The sequence below is a fragment of the Photobacterium sagamiensis genome, assembly GCF_050337085.1.
Classification (GTDB): Bacteria; Pseudomonadota; Gammaproteobacteria; order Enterobacterales; family Vibrionaceae; genus Photobacterium; species Photobacterium sagamiensis.
Genome location: NZ_JAKJSP010000015.1, coordinates 105,262 through 120,037, shown reverse-complemented (window position 1 = coordinate 120,037; position 14,776 = coordinate 105,262). Strand labels below are relative to the sequence as shown.

Annotated in this window: 17 protein-coding genes; 13 read left to right on the top strand and 4 right to left on the bottom strand. The window is 45.7% G+C overall.

Annotated elements, in window-relative coordinates:
• Positions 1 to 4 precede the first annotated feature (4 nt).
• Positions 5 to 898: a flagellar motor switch protein FliM gene (locus L4D76_RS06275; protein WP_428440063.1), complete on the bottom strand. Its 894-nt coding sequence runs from the start codon at positions 896 to 898 to the stop codon at positions 5 to 7.
• 784 nt (positions 899 to 1,682) lie between these two features.
• Here L4D76_RS06275 and L4D76_RS06270 point away from each other — a divergent pair.
• The 8 genes from L4D76_RS06270 to L4D76_RS06235 are packed head-to-tail and all read left to right on the top strand — an operon-like array spanning position 1,683 to position 9,497.
• On the top strand, positions 1,683 to 2,531 hold the full coding sequence (locus L4D76_RS06270) for a MotY family protein (protein WP_428440062.1): 849 nt from the start codon (positions 1,683 to 1,685) through the stop codon (positions 2,529 to 2,531).
• A 23-nt stretch (positions 2,532 to 2,554) separates the two neighbouring features.
• Positions 2,555 to 3,967 (top strand): sigma-54 dependent transcriptional regulator, encoded by a 1,413-nt coding sequence (locus L4D76_RS06265; RefSeq protein ID WP_428440123.1) that lies wholly within the window; start codon positions 2,555 to 2,557, stop codon positions 3,965 to 3,967.
• 20 nt (positions 3,968 to 3,987) lie between these two features.
• Positions 3,988 to 4,332 (top strand): flagellar hook-basal body complex protein FliE, encoded by a 345-nt coding sequence (gene fliE, locus L4D76_RS06260; RefSeq protein WP_428440061.1) that lies wholly within the window; start codon positions 3,988 to 3,990, stop codon positions 4,330 to 4,332.
• Positions 4,333 to 4,345: 13 nt separating this feature from the next.
• The gene (gene fliF / locus L4D76_RS06255) at positions 4,346 to 6,028 is read left to right on the top strand and encodes a flagellar basal-body MS-ring/collar protein FliF (RefSeq protein WP_428440060.1); all 1,683 of its coding nucleotides are present in this window, start codon (positions 4,346 to 4,348) and stop codon (positions 6,026 to 6,028) included.
• On the top strand, positions 6,015 to 7,022 hold the full coding sequence (gene fliG, locus L4D76_RS06250) for a flagellar motor switch protein FliG (RefSeq protein WP_428440059.1): 1,008 nt from the start codon (positions 6,015 to 6,017) through the stop codon (positions 7,020 to 7,022). Before fliF ends, fliG begins: the two co-directional genes overlap by 14 nt.
• Before the next feature lie 2 nt (positions 7,023 to 7,024).
• Positions 7,025 to 7,726, top strand: a complete 702-nt coding sequence (fliH, locus tag L4D76_RS06245; protein ID WP_428440058.1) for a flagellar assembly protein FliH — start codon at positions 7,025 to 7,027, stop codon at positions 7,724 to 7,726.
• Positions 7,719 to 9,059 (top strand): flagellar protein export ATPase FliI, encoded by a 1,341-nt coding sequence (gene fliI, locus L4D76_RS06240; RefSeq protein ID WP_428440057.1) that lies wholly within the window; start codon positions 7,719 to 7,721, stop codon positions 9,057 to 9,059. Before fliH ends, fliI begins: the two co-directional genes overlap by 8 nt.
• 3 nt (positions 9,060 to 9,062) lie before the next feature.
• Positions 9,063 to 9,497 carry a flagellar FliJ family protein gene (locus L4D76_RS06235; RefSeq protein WP_428440056.1) on the top strand — a complete coding sequence of 145 codons (435 nt, stop codon included), beginning with the start codon at positions 9,063 to 9,065 and terminating at the stop codon, positions 9,495 to 9,497.
• Positions 9,498 to 9,546: 49 nt separating this feature from the next.
• Here L4D76_RS06235 and L4D76_RS06230 read toward each other — a convergent pair whose 3' ends face one another.
• From L4D76_RS06230 to flgA, 3 genes are all read right to left on the bottom strand, one after another.
• Positions 9,547 to 9,981: a flagellar protein FlgN gene (locus tag L4D76_RS06230; RefSeq protein ID WP_428440055.1), complete on the bottom strand. Its 435-nt coding sequence runs from the start codon at positions 9,979 to 9,981 to the stop codon at positions 9,547 to 9,549.
• A 37-nt stretch (positions 9,982 to 10,018) separates the two neighbouring features.
• Positions 10,019 to 10,291, bottom strand: coding sequence for a flagellar biosynthesis anti-sigma factor FlgM (flgM, locus tag L4D76_RS06225; protein WP_428440054.1), 273 nt, complete (start codon positions 10,289 to 10,291; stop codon positions 10,019 to 10,021).
• 104 nt (positions 10,292 to 10,395) lie between these two features.
• A complete protein-coding gene (flgA, locus tag L4D76_RS06220; protein ID WP_428440053.1) occupies positions 10,396 to 11,160 on the bottom strand; it encodes a flagellar basal body P-ring formation chaperone FlgA in 765 nt (254 codons plus the stop codon).
• 99 nt (positions 11,161 to 11,259) lie between these two features.
• On the opposite strand from flgA, the gene flgB reads away from it, so the two are divergent.
• From flgB to flgF, 5 genes are read left to right on the top strand one after another with little or no spacing between them, the layout of a single operon-like run.
• A complete protein-coding gene (gene flgB, locus L4D76_RS06215) occupies positions 11,260 to 11,637 on the top strand; it encodes a flagellar basal body rod protein FlgB (RefSeq protein ID WP_428440052.1) in 378 nt (125 codons plus the stop codon).
• Positions 11,638 to 11,642: 5 nt separating this feature from the next.
• Positions 11,643 to 12,062 (top strand): flagellar basal body rod protein FlgC, encoded by a 420-nt coding sequence (gene flgC / locus L4D76_RS06210; protein WP_428440051.1) that lies wholly within the window; start codon positions 11,643 to 11,645, stop codon positions 12,060 to 12,062.
• A gap of 9 nt (positions 12,063 to 12,071) precedes the next feature.
• Positions 12,072 to 12,746 carry a flagellar hook assembly protein FlgD gene (locus L4D76_RS06205; protein WP_428440050.1) on the top strand — a complete coding sequence of 225 codons (675 nt, stop codon included), beginning with the start codon at positions 12,072 to 12,074 and terminating at the stop codon, positions 12,744 to 12,746.
• A 44-nt stretch (positions 12,747 to 12,790) separates the two neighbouring features.
• The gene (gene flgE / locus L4D76_RS06200; protein WP_428440049.1) at positions 12,791 to 14,005 is read left to right on the top strand and encodes a flagellar hook protein FlgE; all 1,215 of its coding nucleotides are present in this window, start codon (positions 12,791 to 12,793) and stop codon (positions 14,003 to 14,005) included.
• A gap of 14 nt (positions 14,006 to 14,019) precedes the next feature.
• The gene (flgF, locus tag L4D76_RS06195; RefSeq protein WP_428440048.1) at positions 14,020 to 14,754 is read left to right on the top strand and encodes a flagellar basal-body rod protein FlgF; all 735 of its coding nucleotides are present in this window, start codon (positions 14,020 to 14,022) and stop codon (positions 14,752 to 14,754) included.
• Positions 14,755 to 14,776 lie beyond the last annotated feature (22 nt).

The following is a 14,776-nucleotide window of genomic DNA, read 5'->3' as shown; positions in this document are numbered from 1 at the left end:
CCTGCTATTGCTTGATAATACTTTGAATTTGAAGCACTAAATTTGCGTTGTTTTCGGCAATTCGTGCTGTGAATAATGACGTTTTTCCGGCTCTTACTGTTACTTCACCGGGCAGTTCAACGGGAATAACATCGCCCGCCTTTAAATCCATTACTTTGCCAAGTGCTAAATTACGTTCACATAACGTGGTGGTTAATCGCATTGGAGTCTGACAAATTTTGCTTTGAATCTTTGCTTGAAGCTCCGGATCGGTTTCTACGTCAGCGGGTTTACATTGCTGATCGCGTAAAAAATCTAACCCGGCGAAAGGCAAGGCGATATCAAACCAGCCTTTATGACCGCAAACATCAATGGTAAAACGACAAACCTGATACAACTGATTGTTTTGCATCGGGTTACCGAGTCGAAGCGTATTCTTTTCGGTCAATTGGCTATGCCAGCTGGTAATACTGTGCCAACCATGCGCAAATTGTTCTAATGCCTGATTAAAAAAGCGCTCAACAAGACGTAATTCTGTATCGCTCATATCATCGTTGCGGCGGATGTTTTTACCACTGCCGCCAAAGAACAGATCGACCATGAAAAACAACAACTCGCCATCAATGGAGACGGCGCCGTGTAAATCATGTGGGCTAACCGTAAACTCACGATACAAAGAAGGTTTTTTAAGTTGCTGTAAATATTCTTGTAATTTTAAAGTGTCCTGTTGGTCGAAACTAAACTCGACAGGGTGACGCAAAAGGTGATGAAAAGACTGTCGTGCAGAACGTTCAAATTGCTTGCAAACATTGTCGATGATTGCTTGTAATGCACCAATGCGATGTTCAGGACTTGCGAGATCAAAATCACGGACCTCTGTCTGATCAAGGTTTGAAATGATTTTGCTCTTTTTCATCATAACCTTATTTTAAAAAATGAGTTTAAATAACCAAAATATGACATCGACGCTATATACAACCAGTGGCAGGCGTTAATTGTATGTAATTTTAATCTGAGCGTAATTTAACCAATACAATCGTAAATAAAAGTATTTCTTTGTTATTAACAGTCCGGATTTATAATTGTAGTCATTATTGATTTTGTGATTTTCATTCCAATTATATCGGGAAGTTTAAAGCATTGTTTTTATTTTTATTTTTTACAAATGCATTGCCAACTAATAAAAACATATATAACTGATTGCTAATCAAGTTCGTTTCAGCCCTCATAAGGCGGGTGAGACTACCTTTTGACCACTAGGTTTGTCAATCCAAATGTACTCTTATATAGGGCGTCAAAATATTATCACTGTAAGTTATGTGGCGGTTCATTATATTGACGGTTGACATACCATTACGAATGATTTCTTATTAGCGTGAAAAAAACAAACAAGAAAAGCTTAAAAGGCTTTAAGTCGTACTATTAATTATAAAACGCCAATGACTAGAAGCAGTTTTCTGTTATCTATTTGTGTTTTTTTTGTTTGAATATATTTTATCGGATTGTGAGTGTGAACATGAACTTCGTCCGAAAAAACAATCAATTAATTTAAGTTAATTGGTTAATTGGTCGCTTGCATTTGTGATTCGATTTTTTATCAAGGTGGAAAATAGAGTTTTTACTACTTATTAAAATAGAGTTTTTACAACTTCTTACTGTTAATTTAGGCATCGTAGATAGTGGTTATAAAAAGCATTGTTACAATGTTGATGTTGGTTGTTTCTTGCGCAGGGTATGCCGGTGATAACGTTTGGATATCTCCATTGGATAGCAGTACCTGGGTGTTTTCCGGCAATAAAACAGCATGTTCTCTCTCCCATGACGTCGAGGGTTTTGGTGTTGCGAAAATTATTGCCGAAGCAGGTGTGGGTACACGTTTAGAAATCATATCGAAAGAACTGAAGAAGAAATGGAGTAATTACTCTGTAAATTCCATGCCAGCATTTTGGGCTATTGATGAGGTTAAACCGCTCGATTATCAAAATGATGTATCTTTTTCTTTGTTGACTAACGAACTTATTTTTAATAACGCCGATGACGTTTTTGAGCGGTTAGATCAAGGTGAGTGGATTCAAGTGAATTTAAATGGCAATGGTCAAAGAAATGACACCATTGTTATTTCTAATGTTAACTTTGAAGTGCCAGCAAAGCAATTTTCAGCTTGCAAGACTGACTTAATCTCACTTAATTATCAACAGATTAGATCCTCTGAATTTTATTACTCGTCAGGCTCAACGTTAGTTTCTAAAAAAGATATCAGAACGGTATACGCCATATCGGAATATGTGAGGAGTGTTCGGTCAATTAAGAAAATATTGATTGATGGTTATTCTGATAGCCAAGGACGATCGGCAGTTAACTTACGAATGTCTCGTGAGCGTGCTGAAGAAATGGCGGCATTACTGATTGAGTTTGGTGTTCCCCATAAAATGATTCAAATTCGCTCTCATGGCGATCGTTATCCGATCGCTGATAATCATTTTGCGGGTGGACGCAAAAAAAACCGACGCGTCACGGTACGTTTAATTAAGAATTCTGCGGCAGGTGTGTGATGAGAAATGAGTGGCAAGTGTTGATGTTTCAACCGCAAAATCCTGCGCTTGAAGAAGCATTATCATCTGGAAAAGCAATGGGTTACCAGTTGACGCGTACTGAAAGCATATTCAATTGCCTGAATCTGCTGGCTCAAAACCAGTGGGACTTATTACTCCTGCCAGCTTGTTTAAGCGACGGTACTGAAGCCGCTGACATGATTAAATTGTTTCAGCGCCATGGGTACCATGGCGCAATTGTCGTGCTGTCTGAACTTCAACATGTTGCGGAAGTTACCCGTGCCTTGAAGCAGGGAGCGATGGATTACCTGTTGATCCCTTTCGGTCATACTCATTTAGCTCAACTTGTTCAACGTCTGGTACAGACGCAGCAGCAGCAACAATGCACCGTTGCTGAATCTCGCCAAAGTAAGCAGATGTTCCAATTGGCACAACGTGTTGCACAGACGGATGCCTCTGTTCTGATCAACGGTGAAAGTGGTACCGGTAAAGAAGTATTAGCTCGCTTTATTCATGACTCTTCTCCGCGTGCAGCAGGACCGTTCATTGCCATAAATTGCGCCGCGATTCCGGAAACCATGATTGAATCAATCTTATTTGGCCATACCAAAGGGGCGTTTACCGGGGCCGCATCAGCACAGGCGGGTAAATTAGAGATCGCCAATGGCGGTACGCTTTTACTTGATGAAATCGGTGAGTTGCCACTTGCACTGCAAACCAAATTATTACGGGTGCTGCAGGAACGGGAAGTTGAGCGTTTAGGTAGCCATCAAAAAATCAAGTTAGATATCAGAATCTTGGCGGCGACTAATAAAAACCTTGAACAAGCCATTGAGGCCGGTAGTTTCCGTACTGACTTGTATTACCGCCTCAATGTATTTCCCCTTCACTGTGCATCGTTAAAAGATCGCCCGGAAGACATCATTCCGTTAGCGAAAAACCTTCTCCGCCGCCATATGCCGCAAGGGCAGGCGAATACTCAATTTACCAAAGCCGCACAAAAAGCACTGTGTAGCTACGATTGGCCAGGCAATGTGCGGGAGCTGGAAAATGTTATTCAGCGCGCTTTAGTGATGAGTCGGGGGTGTTTGGTTTGTGAAGAAGATTTGATGTTACCGACGTTAGACAAAATGGCTAACGAGCGAACCACTGTTGTTCCTACGTCAGCATCACTGAGTGCGGTAAGGCCGATCCGCCCCCCATCACGTACAAAGCCTGATTTACAAAAAAGCCGTAAGCTTGCTGAATTTGACACTATTATTGCGACGCTACGTCGTTTTGATGGTCACCGTAGCAAGACGGCAGAAGAGTTGGGGGTATCAACCCGGGCACTTCGCTACAAAATTCAGACCATGCGCGAGCAAGGGCTGGATATCGAAAAAATCCTAACGGGGAAAAATGCAGATTTTGCCCCGACAACTATAAATTTTTCCTAACCGTTATTACGAGACCTGTCATGCAAGACAATGTGATGAGCATGAATCTGCCATTAAGTCAGATGAGCGAAATTCAAGCGCAAATGAATACGCTGGAACCTATTCAGATCGCCCCGAACCCAATGACGGTTAATCAAACGGATACTGTCAATTTTAACGAGATTATTTCCCAGGCACTCAATAGTGTTGATCAGCAAGGCAAAGAAGCATCTGCCTTAATGACGGCGGTTGATACGGGAAAAAGTGATGATTTAGTGGGTGCCATGGTTGCCAATCAAAAAGCGAGCCTCTCTTTTTCGGCACTTGTGCAAGTACGTAACAAGTTGCTGACGGCCTATGACGATGTCATGAGAATGCCAGTATAACGGGACCGTTTAAGTGACTGAATTAATGAAACAGCGGCTGTCGAATATGGCGAGCCCTTCCACCATGGGACGACTGCTTACGGGCACACGTCTTATTGTGTTATTAGGCCTTATTGCTGCGTTAGTGACCACGGCCGTCGTGATTGGCTTGTGGCAAGGTAATAGCCAGTACCGTCCGTTGTATGGCGAACAAGAAAAATTTGACCGTAGCCAGGTAATTTCAGTTCTTGAGCAACAAGGAATGGATTACTACATCGAGCCTCAGCAAGGCAACGTGATGGTTGATCGCGATAGTTTAGGAAAAGCGCGTTTAGCGCTAGCCGCTGCCGGTATTGAAGCCCAATTACCAGCCGGACTTGAAATTTTATCGCAAGATTCCAGTTTAGGAACGAGCCAGTTCATTGAAAGTGCCCGCTATCGCCATGGTTTAGAAGGTGAGCTGGCATTGAGTATTATGGAGCTGGATTCCATCACCAATGTGCGTGTGCACCTGGCTATCCCTAAGCAAACCTTATTCGTGCGCCGTGAGAAAGAGCAGCCATCAGCATCGGTTGTTTTATCGTTAACCTCTGGGCGTGAACTGACGACCGAGCAAGTGACCGCCATTGTTAATTTAGTCGCAGGTAGTGTGCCGGATCTGAATGCCGATCGGGTGAATGTTATCGATCAGCAGGGGCGTTTATTGTCATCGGTGATTAACAGTGATGGTAAGCATAGCCGTAACAGCAGCAGTTACTTGGAATACGTCCAAAATCTAGAACGTAGTTATATCAACCGCGCAGCGCGTATGCTGCGACCAATGGTGGGTATTGATAACTTCCAGGTGGAAGTGGCTGCCGATATTAATTATGACCGCACTGAAGCAACAGAAGAAAGCTATGCCCCTGAAGGGTCGGTTCGCAATGAATTTAACACGACAGATCGCCGTGTTGGCAAAGCAGCCCAGGGTATTCCCGGTGCATTAAGTAACCGTCCACCTGAAGAAGATGAAGAGGGGGATCCAAATGCCGGTAATGAACGCAGTGAATCATCCCGAGATTACGCCTTAGATCGTGTACTTAAACATACGCTATACCAGCAAGGGCAGGTGAAGAGTTTAAGTGTCTCTATTTTGCTAAATGGTCAGCCAGATACCTTTACCCCAGAGCAACTGACTAATATCAAGCAAATGTTAGCCGATGCGATTGGGATCAATGAAGCCCGTGGCGATCAGTTCAGTGTCTTGGTGTACCCATTCACTAAAGCAGAAACCAACTTATTGGCTGAAGAGCCGGTCTGGTGGATGCAATTAATTTGGTTAGATTACTTACGCTATATTTTATCGGCCATTGTGGCATTGGTGATTTTGTTAGTGGTTGTACGTCCCGCGATTCGTCAGCTGTCTGGTATTCGCAAGTCGACAGCATTAGCGGTGCCAAACGATAATCTGGCAGCCGTTACAGATAAATCAGCAAGTCAGAATACCGCGCAGAGCAATGACACGAGTCCGGAAATTGAAGTCGTACCGGTTGCAACGACAGCGGAAGGCGCAAGCTTAAGCTCGGTTGTCGCGAGTGAAGATTATCCAGAATTGCCAAGTCCTGAAACGGGATTAGAAGTGCAATCATCTTACATTCAGATGTTATCTGAGAAAGAACCAGAGCGTGTTGCTCACGTCGTTAAACAATGGATTACGCCGAAAGATGATGACAACTGAGAATAACCCGAACATTGAACAAGCGGCGATCCTACTGTTGAGCATGGGAGAAGAAGCGGCTGCCAATGTTTTAAAGCAACTTGATCGCGAGCAAGTACGCCAACTATCGATTGTTATGGCGGGTATTCCTGCGGTGAAAAAAGATCAGGCTGAACAAGTATTTCAGCGTTTCTTTACTGACTTCCAGAGTGAATCAGGTATCTCAGGTGCTTCGCGCAGTTACCTTGAGCGCACATTAAACAAGGCGTTAGGCCAATCGTTGTCACAGCCATTGCTTGACTCGATCTATGGCGATTCACTGAAGCATAACTTGCAACGGTTGCAGTGGTTAGAGCCGGCCAAACTTGCCGAGCTGATCTCTGGTGAACACCCGCAGATGCAAGCCGTCTTCCTTGCTTATTTAGAGCCTGATGTAGCAACGAATCTGCTTGCGCGTTTACCGCCAGAAAATCTTGATGACTTGCTATATCGCTTAGCGAACTTGAAAGAAATTCACCCTGATATGATCGATGAAGTGCATGTCTTATTAGAGAAGTTCTTAGCGCAAGTTGGCCAGCAGAACAGTACGCTGGTCGACGGCACGCAAAAAGCGGGCGAGATCATCAACCGCCTGCAGGGCGAGCAGAGCCAGAAGGTGCTAACCGGGATGAAAGAGCTAGATCCTGAGCTGGTCGCGAAGCTTGAATCGCAAATGTACAACTTCAGCATTCTGGTACGTCAGACGGAAGAAACCCTTGAGCGCCTGGTTGAAGAAGTTGATCAAGAGCTATTAGCAACGGCATTAAAAGGTTGCGAGCAAGCACTGCAAGATAAAATCTTCGCCACCATGCCTAAACGTGCAGCGCAATATTTACGTGAAGCGATGGAAGGCAAAGGCCGCGTACGTGTTAGTGCGGTGGAAGAGGCAAGAGCGCAACTTATTATCACGTTACGTCAGCTGGCTGATGCCGGTGAAGTTGAATTACAACTGTTTAGTGAACCTGTTGTGGAGTAATTATGAAGAAACCAGCTGTGAATATTCTTCATCCGCAACCGGGCCAGTACCGTTCGTATCATTTTCCTCCACTGGTTGAGCCGGAAGAAGATCTGTTTGGTGATGAAAGCGGTGGTTCGTATCAAGATGAGTTCCACAATGGCTTTCAAGAGGGTCAGCAAAAAGGCCATGAACAGGGCTATCAAGAAGGCTTGGCACAGGGGCTGCAAGCGGGAGAACAGCAAGGTCTCGAGCAGGGGCGCCAACAAGGTGCTCGTGAAGGTGTTGAGCAAGTCAGGCAGCAGATGGCTGGCGCTGCTAGTTCTGTGGATCATCTCATGCAGCAGGTTCAGCAGGTATTTCATCAGCATGTTCGCCAGCAAAGCGAAATGATTTGTGACTTGGTCCAGAAAGTCGCGCGTCAGGTTATTCGTGCTGAACTGACGTTAAAACCGAGTCAAATGGTGCACTTAATCGAAGAAACGCTGGCGCAAATGCCTGAGCAAAAACCAGAGCTTGTGGTTTACCTTAATCCACAAGACTGCCAGCGTTTGGTTGACTTAGTGCCAGAGCAAATTGCAACCTGGAACTTAACCCCAGACGATAGTCTCGCAATAGGTAGCTGTCGTGTGGTGACTAATGATTCTGAAGCCTTTTCAGATAGCGAAGAGCGTCTGGAAGCGTGTATGGATTCAGTTAAAGATAACTTGCTAACCAATGCGTGATTTATTCCAAGAGCTGAATGCTCGTCTCTCTTCTGCTGTTGAGCATGTTCCTGATGTACCTATCGCGCGCACTTACGGGCGATTAACGCGTATGGCAGGGCTGACATTAGAAGCCGTTGGCTGCCGGTTGTGTACCGGTCAGCGTTGTATGATTGAAACCGATCACGGCACTCTGGTGGAAGCGGAAGTGGTGGGGTTTGATCGTAATGCATCGGTATTGATGCCGATCCGCCATACCACCGGCTTACGCCCTGGCAGCCGGGTCTTGCCATTGCATGGCGACAGCAAAATCAATGTTGGCTATAGCATGCTGGGCCGGGTATTGAATGGCTTAGGTGAGCCATTAGACAGCCAAGGTGCTGTTAATGCCGATCAGCGAATTAACCTGCAAGGCGAAACAATTAATCCATTGCAACGCTTACCTATTTCAACCCAGCTGGATGTGGGTGTCCGTGCTATTAACGGTATGCTCAGCGTCGGCAAAGGCCAGCGTATGGGGCTGTTTGCCGGTAGTGGTGTCGGTAAGAGTGTGCTGCTAGGCATGATGACCCGTAATACTACGGCTGAAATTACCGTCGTAGGCCTGATCGGTGAGCGTGGTCGTGAGGTTCGCGAATTTATTGAGCACTCTTTGGGGCCGGAAGGAATGAAGAATGCGGTAGTGATTGCATCACCAGCCGATGATCCACCGTTAATGCGGCTGCGGGCATCAATGCTCTGCCACCGTATTGCTGAATTTTTCCGAGACCAGGGCCATGATGTACTGCTACTGATGGATTCACTAACCCGTTATGCCCAGGCTCAGCGTGAGATCGCCTTAGCTGTTGGCGAGCCGCCTGCAACCAAAGGATATCCGCCTTCGGTATTCAGTATGCTGCCTCAACTAGTTGAGCGCGCGGGTAATGGCGCGACGGAAAAAGGCTCTATTACCGCGTTTTATACTGTGCTGTCAGAAGGTGATGATCAGCAGGATCCGATTGCTGATGCTGCCAGAGCGATTTTGGACGGTCATATCGTTTTAAACCGGGAATTAGCCGAACAAGGCCATTACCCGGCAATTGATATTGAACAGTCAATCAGTCGCGCAATGCCACAGGTGGTCGCACCTGAGCAGTTACAAAAAGCGCAACGGGTTAAGCAGTTGTATGCCCGTTATCGTCAAGTTCAGGATTTGATTTCGCTTGGCGGGTACCAGCAAGGGCAAGATCAAAACCTCGATATGGCAGTACATTATTATCCTGAGATCTGTGGTTTTCTGCAGCAGGGGATGAATGAGCGGGTACTTCTCGCGGATAGTCAGCAGCAGTTAATGCAGTTGACCGGAGGGCAGTAACCTATGATGAAGCGAGTCAAAATAGTGCAAAGTTGGCGCGACCAACAGCAGCGTAAATTTGACGAGCTGCAGCAGCAGCAGGGGCAGCTTAATCAGCAGATGCATGCTCATCAGCAACGTTTAACCTTGTTAGAAGATTTGTCGGGGCAGTATAGTGTTGCCAGCGGCAGTCAGGCATCGGCTCTGTTATTGAAAGGCATTGGTCGTTTCCGGCATCAGCTCGACAATCTGACCAATCTTCAACGCCAAGAGCTTGCGTTATCGCAGGTGGAATTGCGCAGTATGAATGAACGCCTGGTCAAGCAACACTGCCAAGTTCAAATGAGCACTAAAATCATTGATAAGCGGTTAACGAAAATTCAATATCAACGAGATAAGCAAGAGCAAAAAGTGCTTGATGAATTATCGATCAACCGCTTCTTTCATCGTCGCTCATGAGCGGCAGTGCAACAAAAAAAGGTGGTGCAACAAAATCGGCACATCAGCATTAAATGTTTGGGCTATAGCTGTATTGTTGTTCTGGTTTTAATAGCTTATCCATCATTTGCTTTTGCTGTGCCAGTAAACGGCCATTCGCATTGTTCATCTCTTGGCACTGCAACGTAAGTTCATACAATTGCTGCCATAACTGGCGACCTTGCTGATTATATTGGGTTGGTAATGCCGTGAGCAACCGCTTCATTCCGGCATCATCAGCAGTCACACCAAGGGCAATCAGGTGTTCACCACGGCGTTGGGCATGACGGCTTAACTGTAACATTAGCTGCTGAAGATCGGTGTTATGGGTTAACAACGCCTTACTATCACGATTTTGTAGTAACCGTTGTTGATGCTTAAGTTGTTGGGCTAGTTGTTGATAGCTTTTCACATCCTGCGCCAGCTCAGTGATAAGTGCTTTAACCAATTCAGCTTGAGTGGCCATACGTTATTACCTTATTTTACGGTTTGATCGTGTGTGATTATTCGTTGTCTTGGTAAAAATCGAGCATGCTGCCAGCTAAGTTATCAAGGTTAACGGATACTTTTCCGCTGCCTAGCAGTGCTTTCATTTCAGCGACTTTATTCATGTCGACATCACTGGTTTTATCCATTGATGTTTTTGCCGACTGCAGCGATTTTAACGCACTGCTCAGCTCAACCTGGGCGACATTTGAAGTACCAGATTTTGTTGTTTTGTTTGTCACTTCCGGTGGCAAAACCATCGGCTGTGAATGAGATACTTTTCCAATCATAGTGTTCACATAAAACAGTAGTTGCGGTTATAGAGATAAGAGCGACCAGTGAGAGGAACTCTTAAATTATTTTTCATTACCCAAATGAGGGTGGAATATTAGCATCAAAAGTTGGTTCTGACTTTTTGAGGCCCCACAATGATGGCGTAAATCTCTTTTTGTGAAGAGAGGTTACGTACCCGAATTGAATCACCCTTCACGCCTGATTCCAACGCCACCCCTTTCATCGTGGCACTCATCTCTCCAAATGTAGCCTCAATGAGTACCCCATCATTACGCTGAACTAATTCCGGCAGTTCGACCATTTTAGGGCTGATAATTTTACCGGCCACAATTTTTCGTCGGCTCGCCAGTCCGGTAAGCGCTTCTTTGGCGGTGAAATACCCGTGGCGTAAATAGGCTACATCACTGCGTTTCAGACTCAGCATTGCAGGCGTGATTGTTTGGTGGCGATTTAAGGTATCTTTGGCCACAACCAATTGGCGATAAATTGCTACTTCGGCCTTTGCCCTGGCTTTCCAATAGGTTGGCTTCTGACATTCCAATGTGACCGTTAATCGTCCTGCAGGTTGCTGTGGATTGCTTAAAGATTGGCTAACCGGAGTATCACAATCTGGAATGTCAGATAATGGCTGCAAGATTATTTTGTAATCTCGACTACCTAATGTCGCGGCATAACGACGAACGTTTTGTTCCAGATAACGCTTAACCGCACGTTCGGTCTTAGCGGTTGTTTGGGTGACTTGCTCAATGTGCCTGGTGGCGGCTTGCACTGCAGAGGTGAGACTAATTCCGCCCCCTACTATCAAGGCCGCAATCAATACCATTTCCGATCGGAAGTGACACTTCCGCTTTGTTGTTGATTGCACGTCTTTGTACCATTAAGTTGTTGATATTATTTGATTTAAATTGCGGCATGAATATTGCTAATGTTGGTAAGGTTTCACCATCATCATGTGGTTTGTAGTATGGCAATAAATTTTGAGCAAGCATTAGGGGTACACCCTAATACATTGGCGTTTCGAACACAACGCGCAAAAGTATTGGCAGGTAACCTCGCCAATGTTGATACCCCAAATTATAAAGCTCGTGATATTAGCTTCGAAGATGCGATGAGCCAAATTGCAGGCGAGGCAAGGGCAAAGCATCAGGCTCGCTACCGTTCGCAAGCGCCAAGTACTGAATTGCTATACCGCAATCCACAACAACCAACACAAGATGGTAATACGGTCGAACTGGGTATTGAACAAGCAAAGTTTGCGTCAAATGCCATGGCATTTGAAACCAGCATGAGTTTTTTGAATATGAAAATTAGCGGCTTAAAGCAAGCCATTAACGGACAGTAATTACGATGTCATTTTCCACAATATACGATATTGCAGGTTCTGCTATGTCGGCTCAAACCATTCGCCTAAATACTGTAGCGAGTAACTTAGCCAATGCCGATGTTGTTTCTGGTTCAGATAAAACGGGTTATCACGCCAAGCGCCCTGTTTTTTCGACAGTGATGACCGATATGGACAGTCAGGTACCCGGTGCGAAAGTACAGGTTGATGACGTCATTGAAAGTACAGAACCACTACGTCGCCGTTATGAACCAAATCACCCTAAAGCGAATAACGACGGTTATGTGTTTTATTCCACCGTTAATGTGGTTGAAGAAATGGCTGACATGATGGCCGCAGCACGTAACTTTGAAACCAACGTTGATGTAATGAGCCGGGCGCGCAGCATGCAACAAAGCATTTTACGTCTAGGCCAGACAAGTTAGGAGCCGTAAATGAGTTTGCCCCACGTTAATACCGTTAGCCAATACAGCCATGGTTCGACTGAACAAAACAGCCAGCAAGTGGCTGGTAATGGCATGAATCCGACCAGTAATGAGTTTCTTACCATGATGGTGGCGCAGATCCAAAACCAGAACCCCCTAGAGCCGGCCGATGGTACACAGTACCTCACCCAGCTTGGCATGATGTCTGCGGTGGAAAGTCTGGAAGGCGTCAAAACGGGCATGATGAACATGAACATTGGCATTACGAACCTTGAAATGCTTCAAGCCACCAATTTAGTGGGCAAGAAAGTATTGATGGAAGCAAACCAAGAGGTAGATGTTTCAGAAGGTCAGATTATTGATGGTCGTGTGCAATTTGATCAACCAGCAGATACCGCCAAAGTCATGGTTTATGGCGAAGACGGCAAAGTGGTTGATGAAATTAAATTGGGGCCACAGGCTACTGGCATGGCTGAATTTAAGATTGATGGCGACAAGCTAGGAAAGGGTACTTATACCTTTGAAGTGGTTGCTGAACAAGGCGATAGCGCCTGGACCCAGAAAATGATGATTGCCGCCGACGTTGAATCGGTCAACATCCCTTCTGACGGCGGCACGATCATGCTGAGCTTAAAAGGTCTTGGCAAGATGTCTATGTTCGATATGCGTGAAATTACAGCTTAAAACCATTTAAAAAATCAAAACAATTCAAAAAGGTAACAACGGTTATGTCTATGAATATCGGTATGAGTGGTCTGATAGCGACCTCCGAACAAATGAACTCTATCAGCCACAATATTGCCAACGTTGGTACGGCCGGTTATAAATCGTCACGTACTGAGTTCCAGGATATCTACGCGCCTGAGTTTGGTGGCGGTGAGATGAACGGTGTGGAAGTTGCTGCTGTTCGTCAGAGCTTCAAAAACGGCACGACCACACCGACAGGCCGTAACGGTGATTTGGCAATTAGCGGTGAAGGTTTCTTCATGGTTGAAAACAATGGCCAGGATATGTTCACTCGTAACGGTGTGTTTAACCTTGATAAGGATGGCTACTTGGTCGCAAGTGACGGCAGCCGTCTGCAGGGTTATGGCGTGACCGACAGTGGTCAAATTCAAACCGGTAGTATTACTGACCTGGCGGTTGCGACGGGTGAAATGCCGGCAAAAAGTTCAACTAAAGTGAATATGGGGGTGAATTTAGATGCGAATTCTCCTGCGATTGATCCGGCAAAAACATTTGATCCGGAAGACCCTTCGACATTTACCTCAAGTGCGACCACTACCGTGTATGACTCCTTAGGTGCCGAGCATGAAGTGACGCAGTATTATGTTAAAACTGCTGATAACGCGTGGGATGTTAACTATGTTGTTGACGGTGATAAGGCGAGCGCTCAGAAAACGACATTGGGTTTTGACGCTAACGGTAAGTTAACGACACCGATACCGCCGGCGACTAATAACTTTGATTTAACGTTCACCCCAAAGAACGGTTCAGCTAAACAGACCATTCTGTTTGATGTGGCAGAAACCACCCAGTTTGGCAGCGAATTCTCAATCACTAAAAACAGCCAGGATGGTCACGCACCAGGCCAGGTTGCGGGTTGGTATTTCGAGGCTGATGGTCGCGTATATGCCCGTTATTCTAACGGCCAGACCAAAGTGCAAGGCCAGGTTGCCCTTGCCCGATTCCCTAACCAGGAAGGTTTGCAGCAAGCGGGTAATACCAGCTGGACCCAAAGTTTCTCTTCTGGTTCAGCTCTTGTTGGTGCACCAGGTACGGGTCAGCTTGGCGATGTTCGTACCGGCATGTATGAAAACTCGAACGTTGACTTGAGTAGTGAAATGGTGAATTTGATGTCGGCACAAAGTAACTACCAAGCGAATGCTAAGACCATCAAAGTGTCTCAGGAAATGACTCAAATTCTGTTCCAGAACCTGTAACCGGAGCATAGCAAATGGATAAGATGTTATTTACTGCCATGTCAGGTGCGAGCCGCGTAATGATGGCGCAGCAGGTGCATGCCAATAATCTCGCTAACGTGAACACTTCGGGTTTCCGTGCCGATATTGAACAAGCTGAAAGTGTGGCAGTAAAAGGTAATGGTTTTGAGAGCCGAACTCTGGTCGCAGCACGAGCGGGTGGAACCGACTTTTCAAATGGCGCCTTACAGCATACTGATAATCCGTTTGATATAGCGATTCGCGGTGACGGTTTTTTTGCGGTTGAAGCCGGAGACAATGACGAAGCTTATACCCGGGCAGGTAACTTTCACTTAGATGCCGAAGGCACATTGATGTTGGGCGACCGCCCTGTTTTGGGCACCGGTGGCCCTATAGTGATCCCTGAATATCAACAGTTAGATATCGGCGCTGATGGCACCATTTCTATCGTGCCGTCAGGTAGCAGCCTGGTTCAGGAAGTGGGGCAATTAAAGCTGGTGAAGCCCGATTTGGCCGGTTTGCGTAAAAGCGAAGATGGTTTATTCCGTGTTGCGGGACAAGGTGGTCAGGCAGAAGCAGATGAGAACGTAACCGTTGCCTCGGGTTACATTGAAACCAGTAACGTCAATGCGGTTGAATCGATGATTAACAACATGTCTTTGTCTCGAAATTTTGAGTTTCAAATCAAAATGATGAAAACCGCGGAAGACTTAGCGAGCGCGGGTAACCGAATTGTTCGCGGTAGCTAATTTACCTCCGTTAATAAAACAG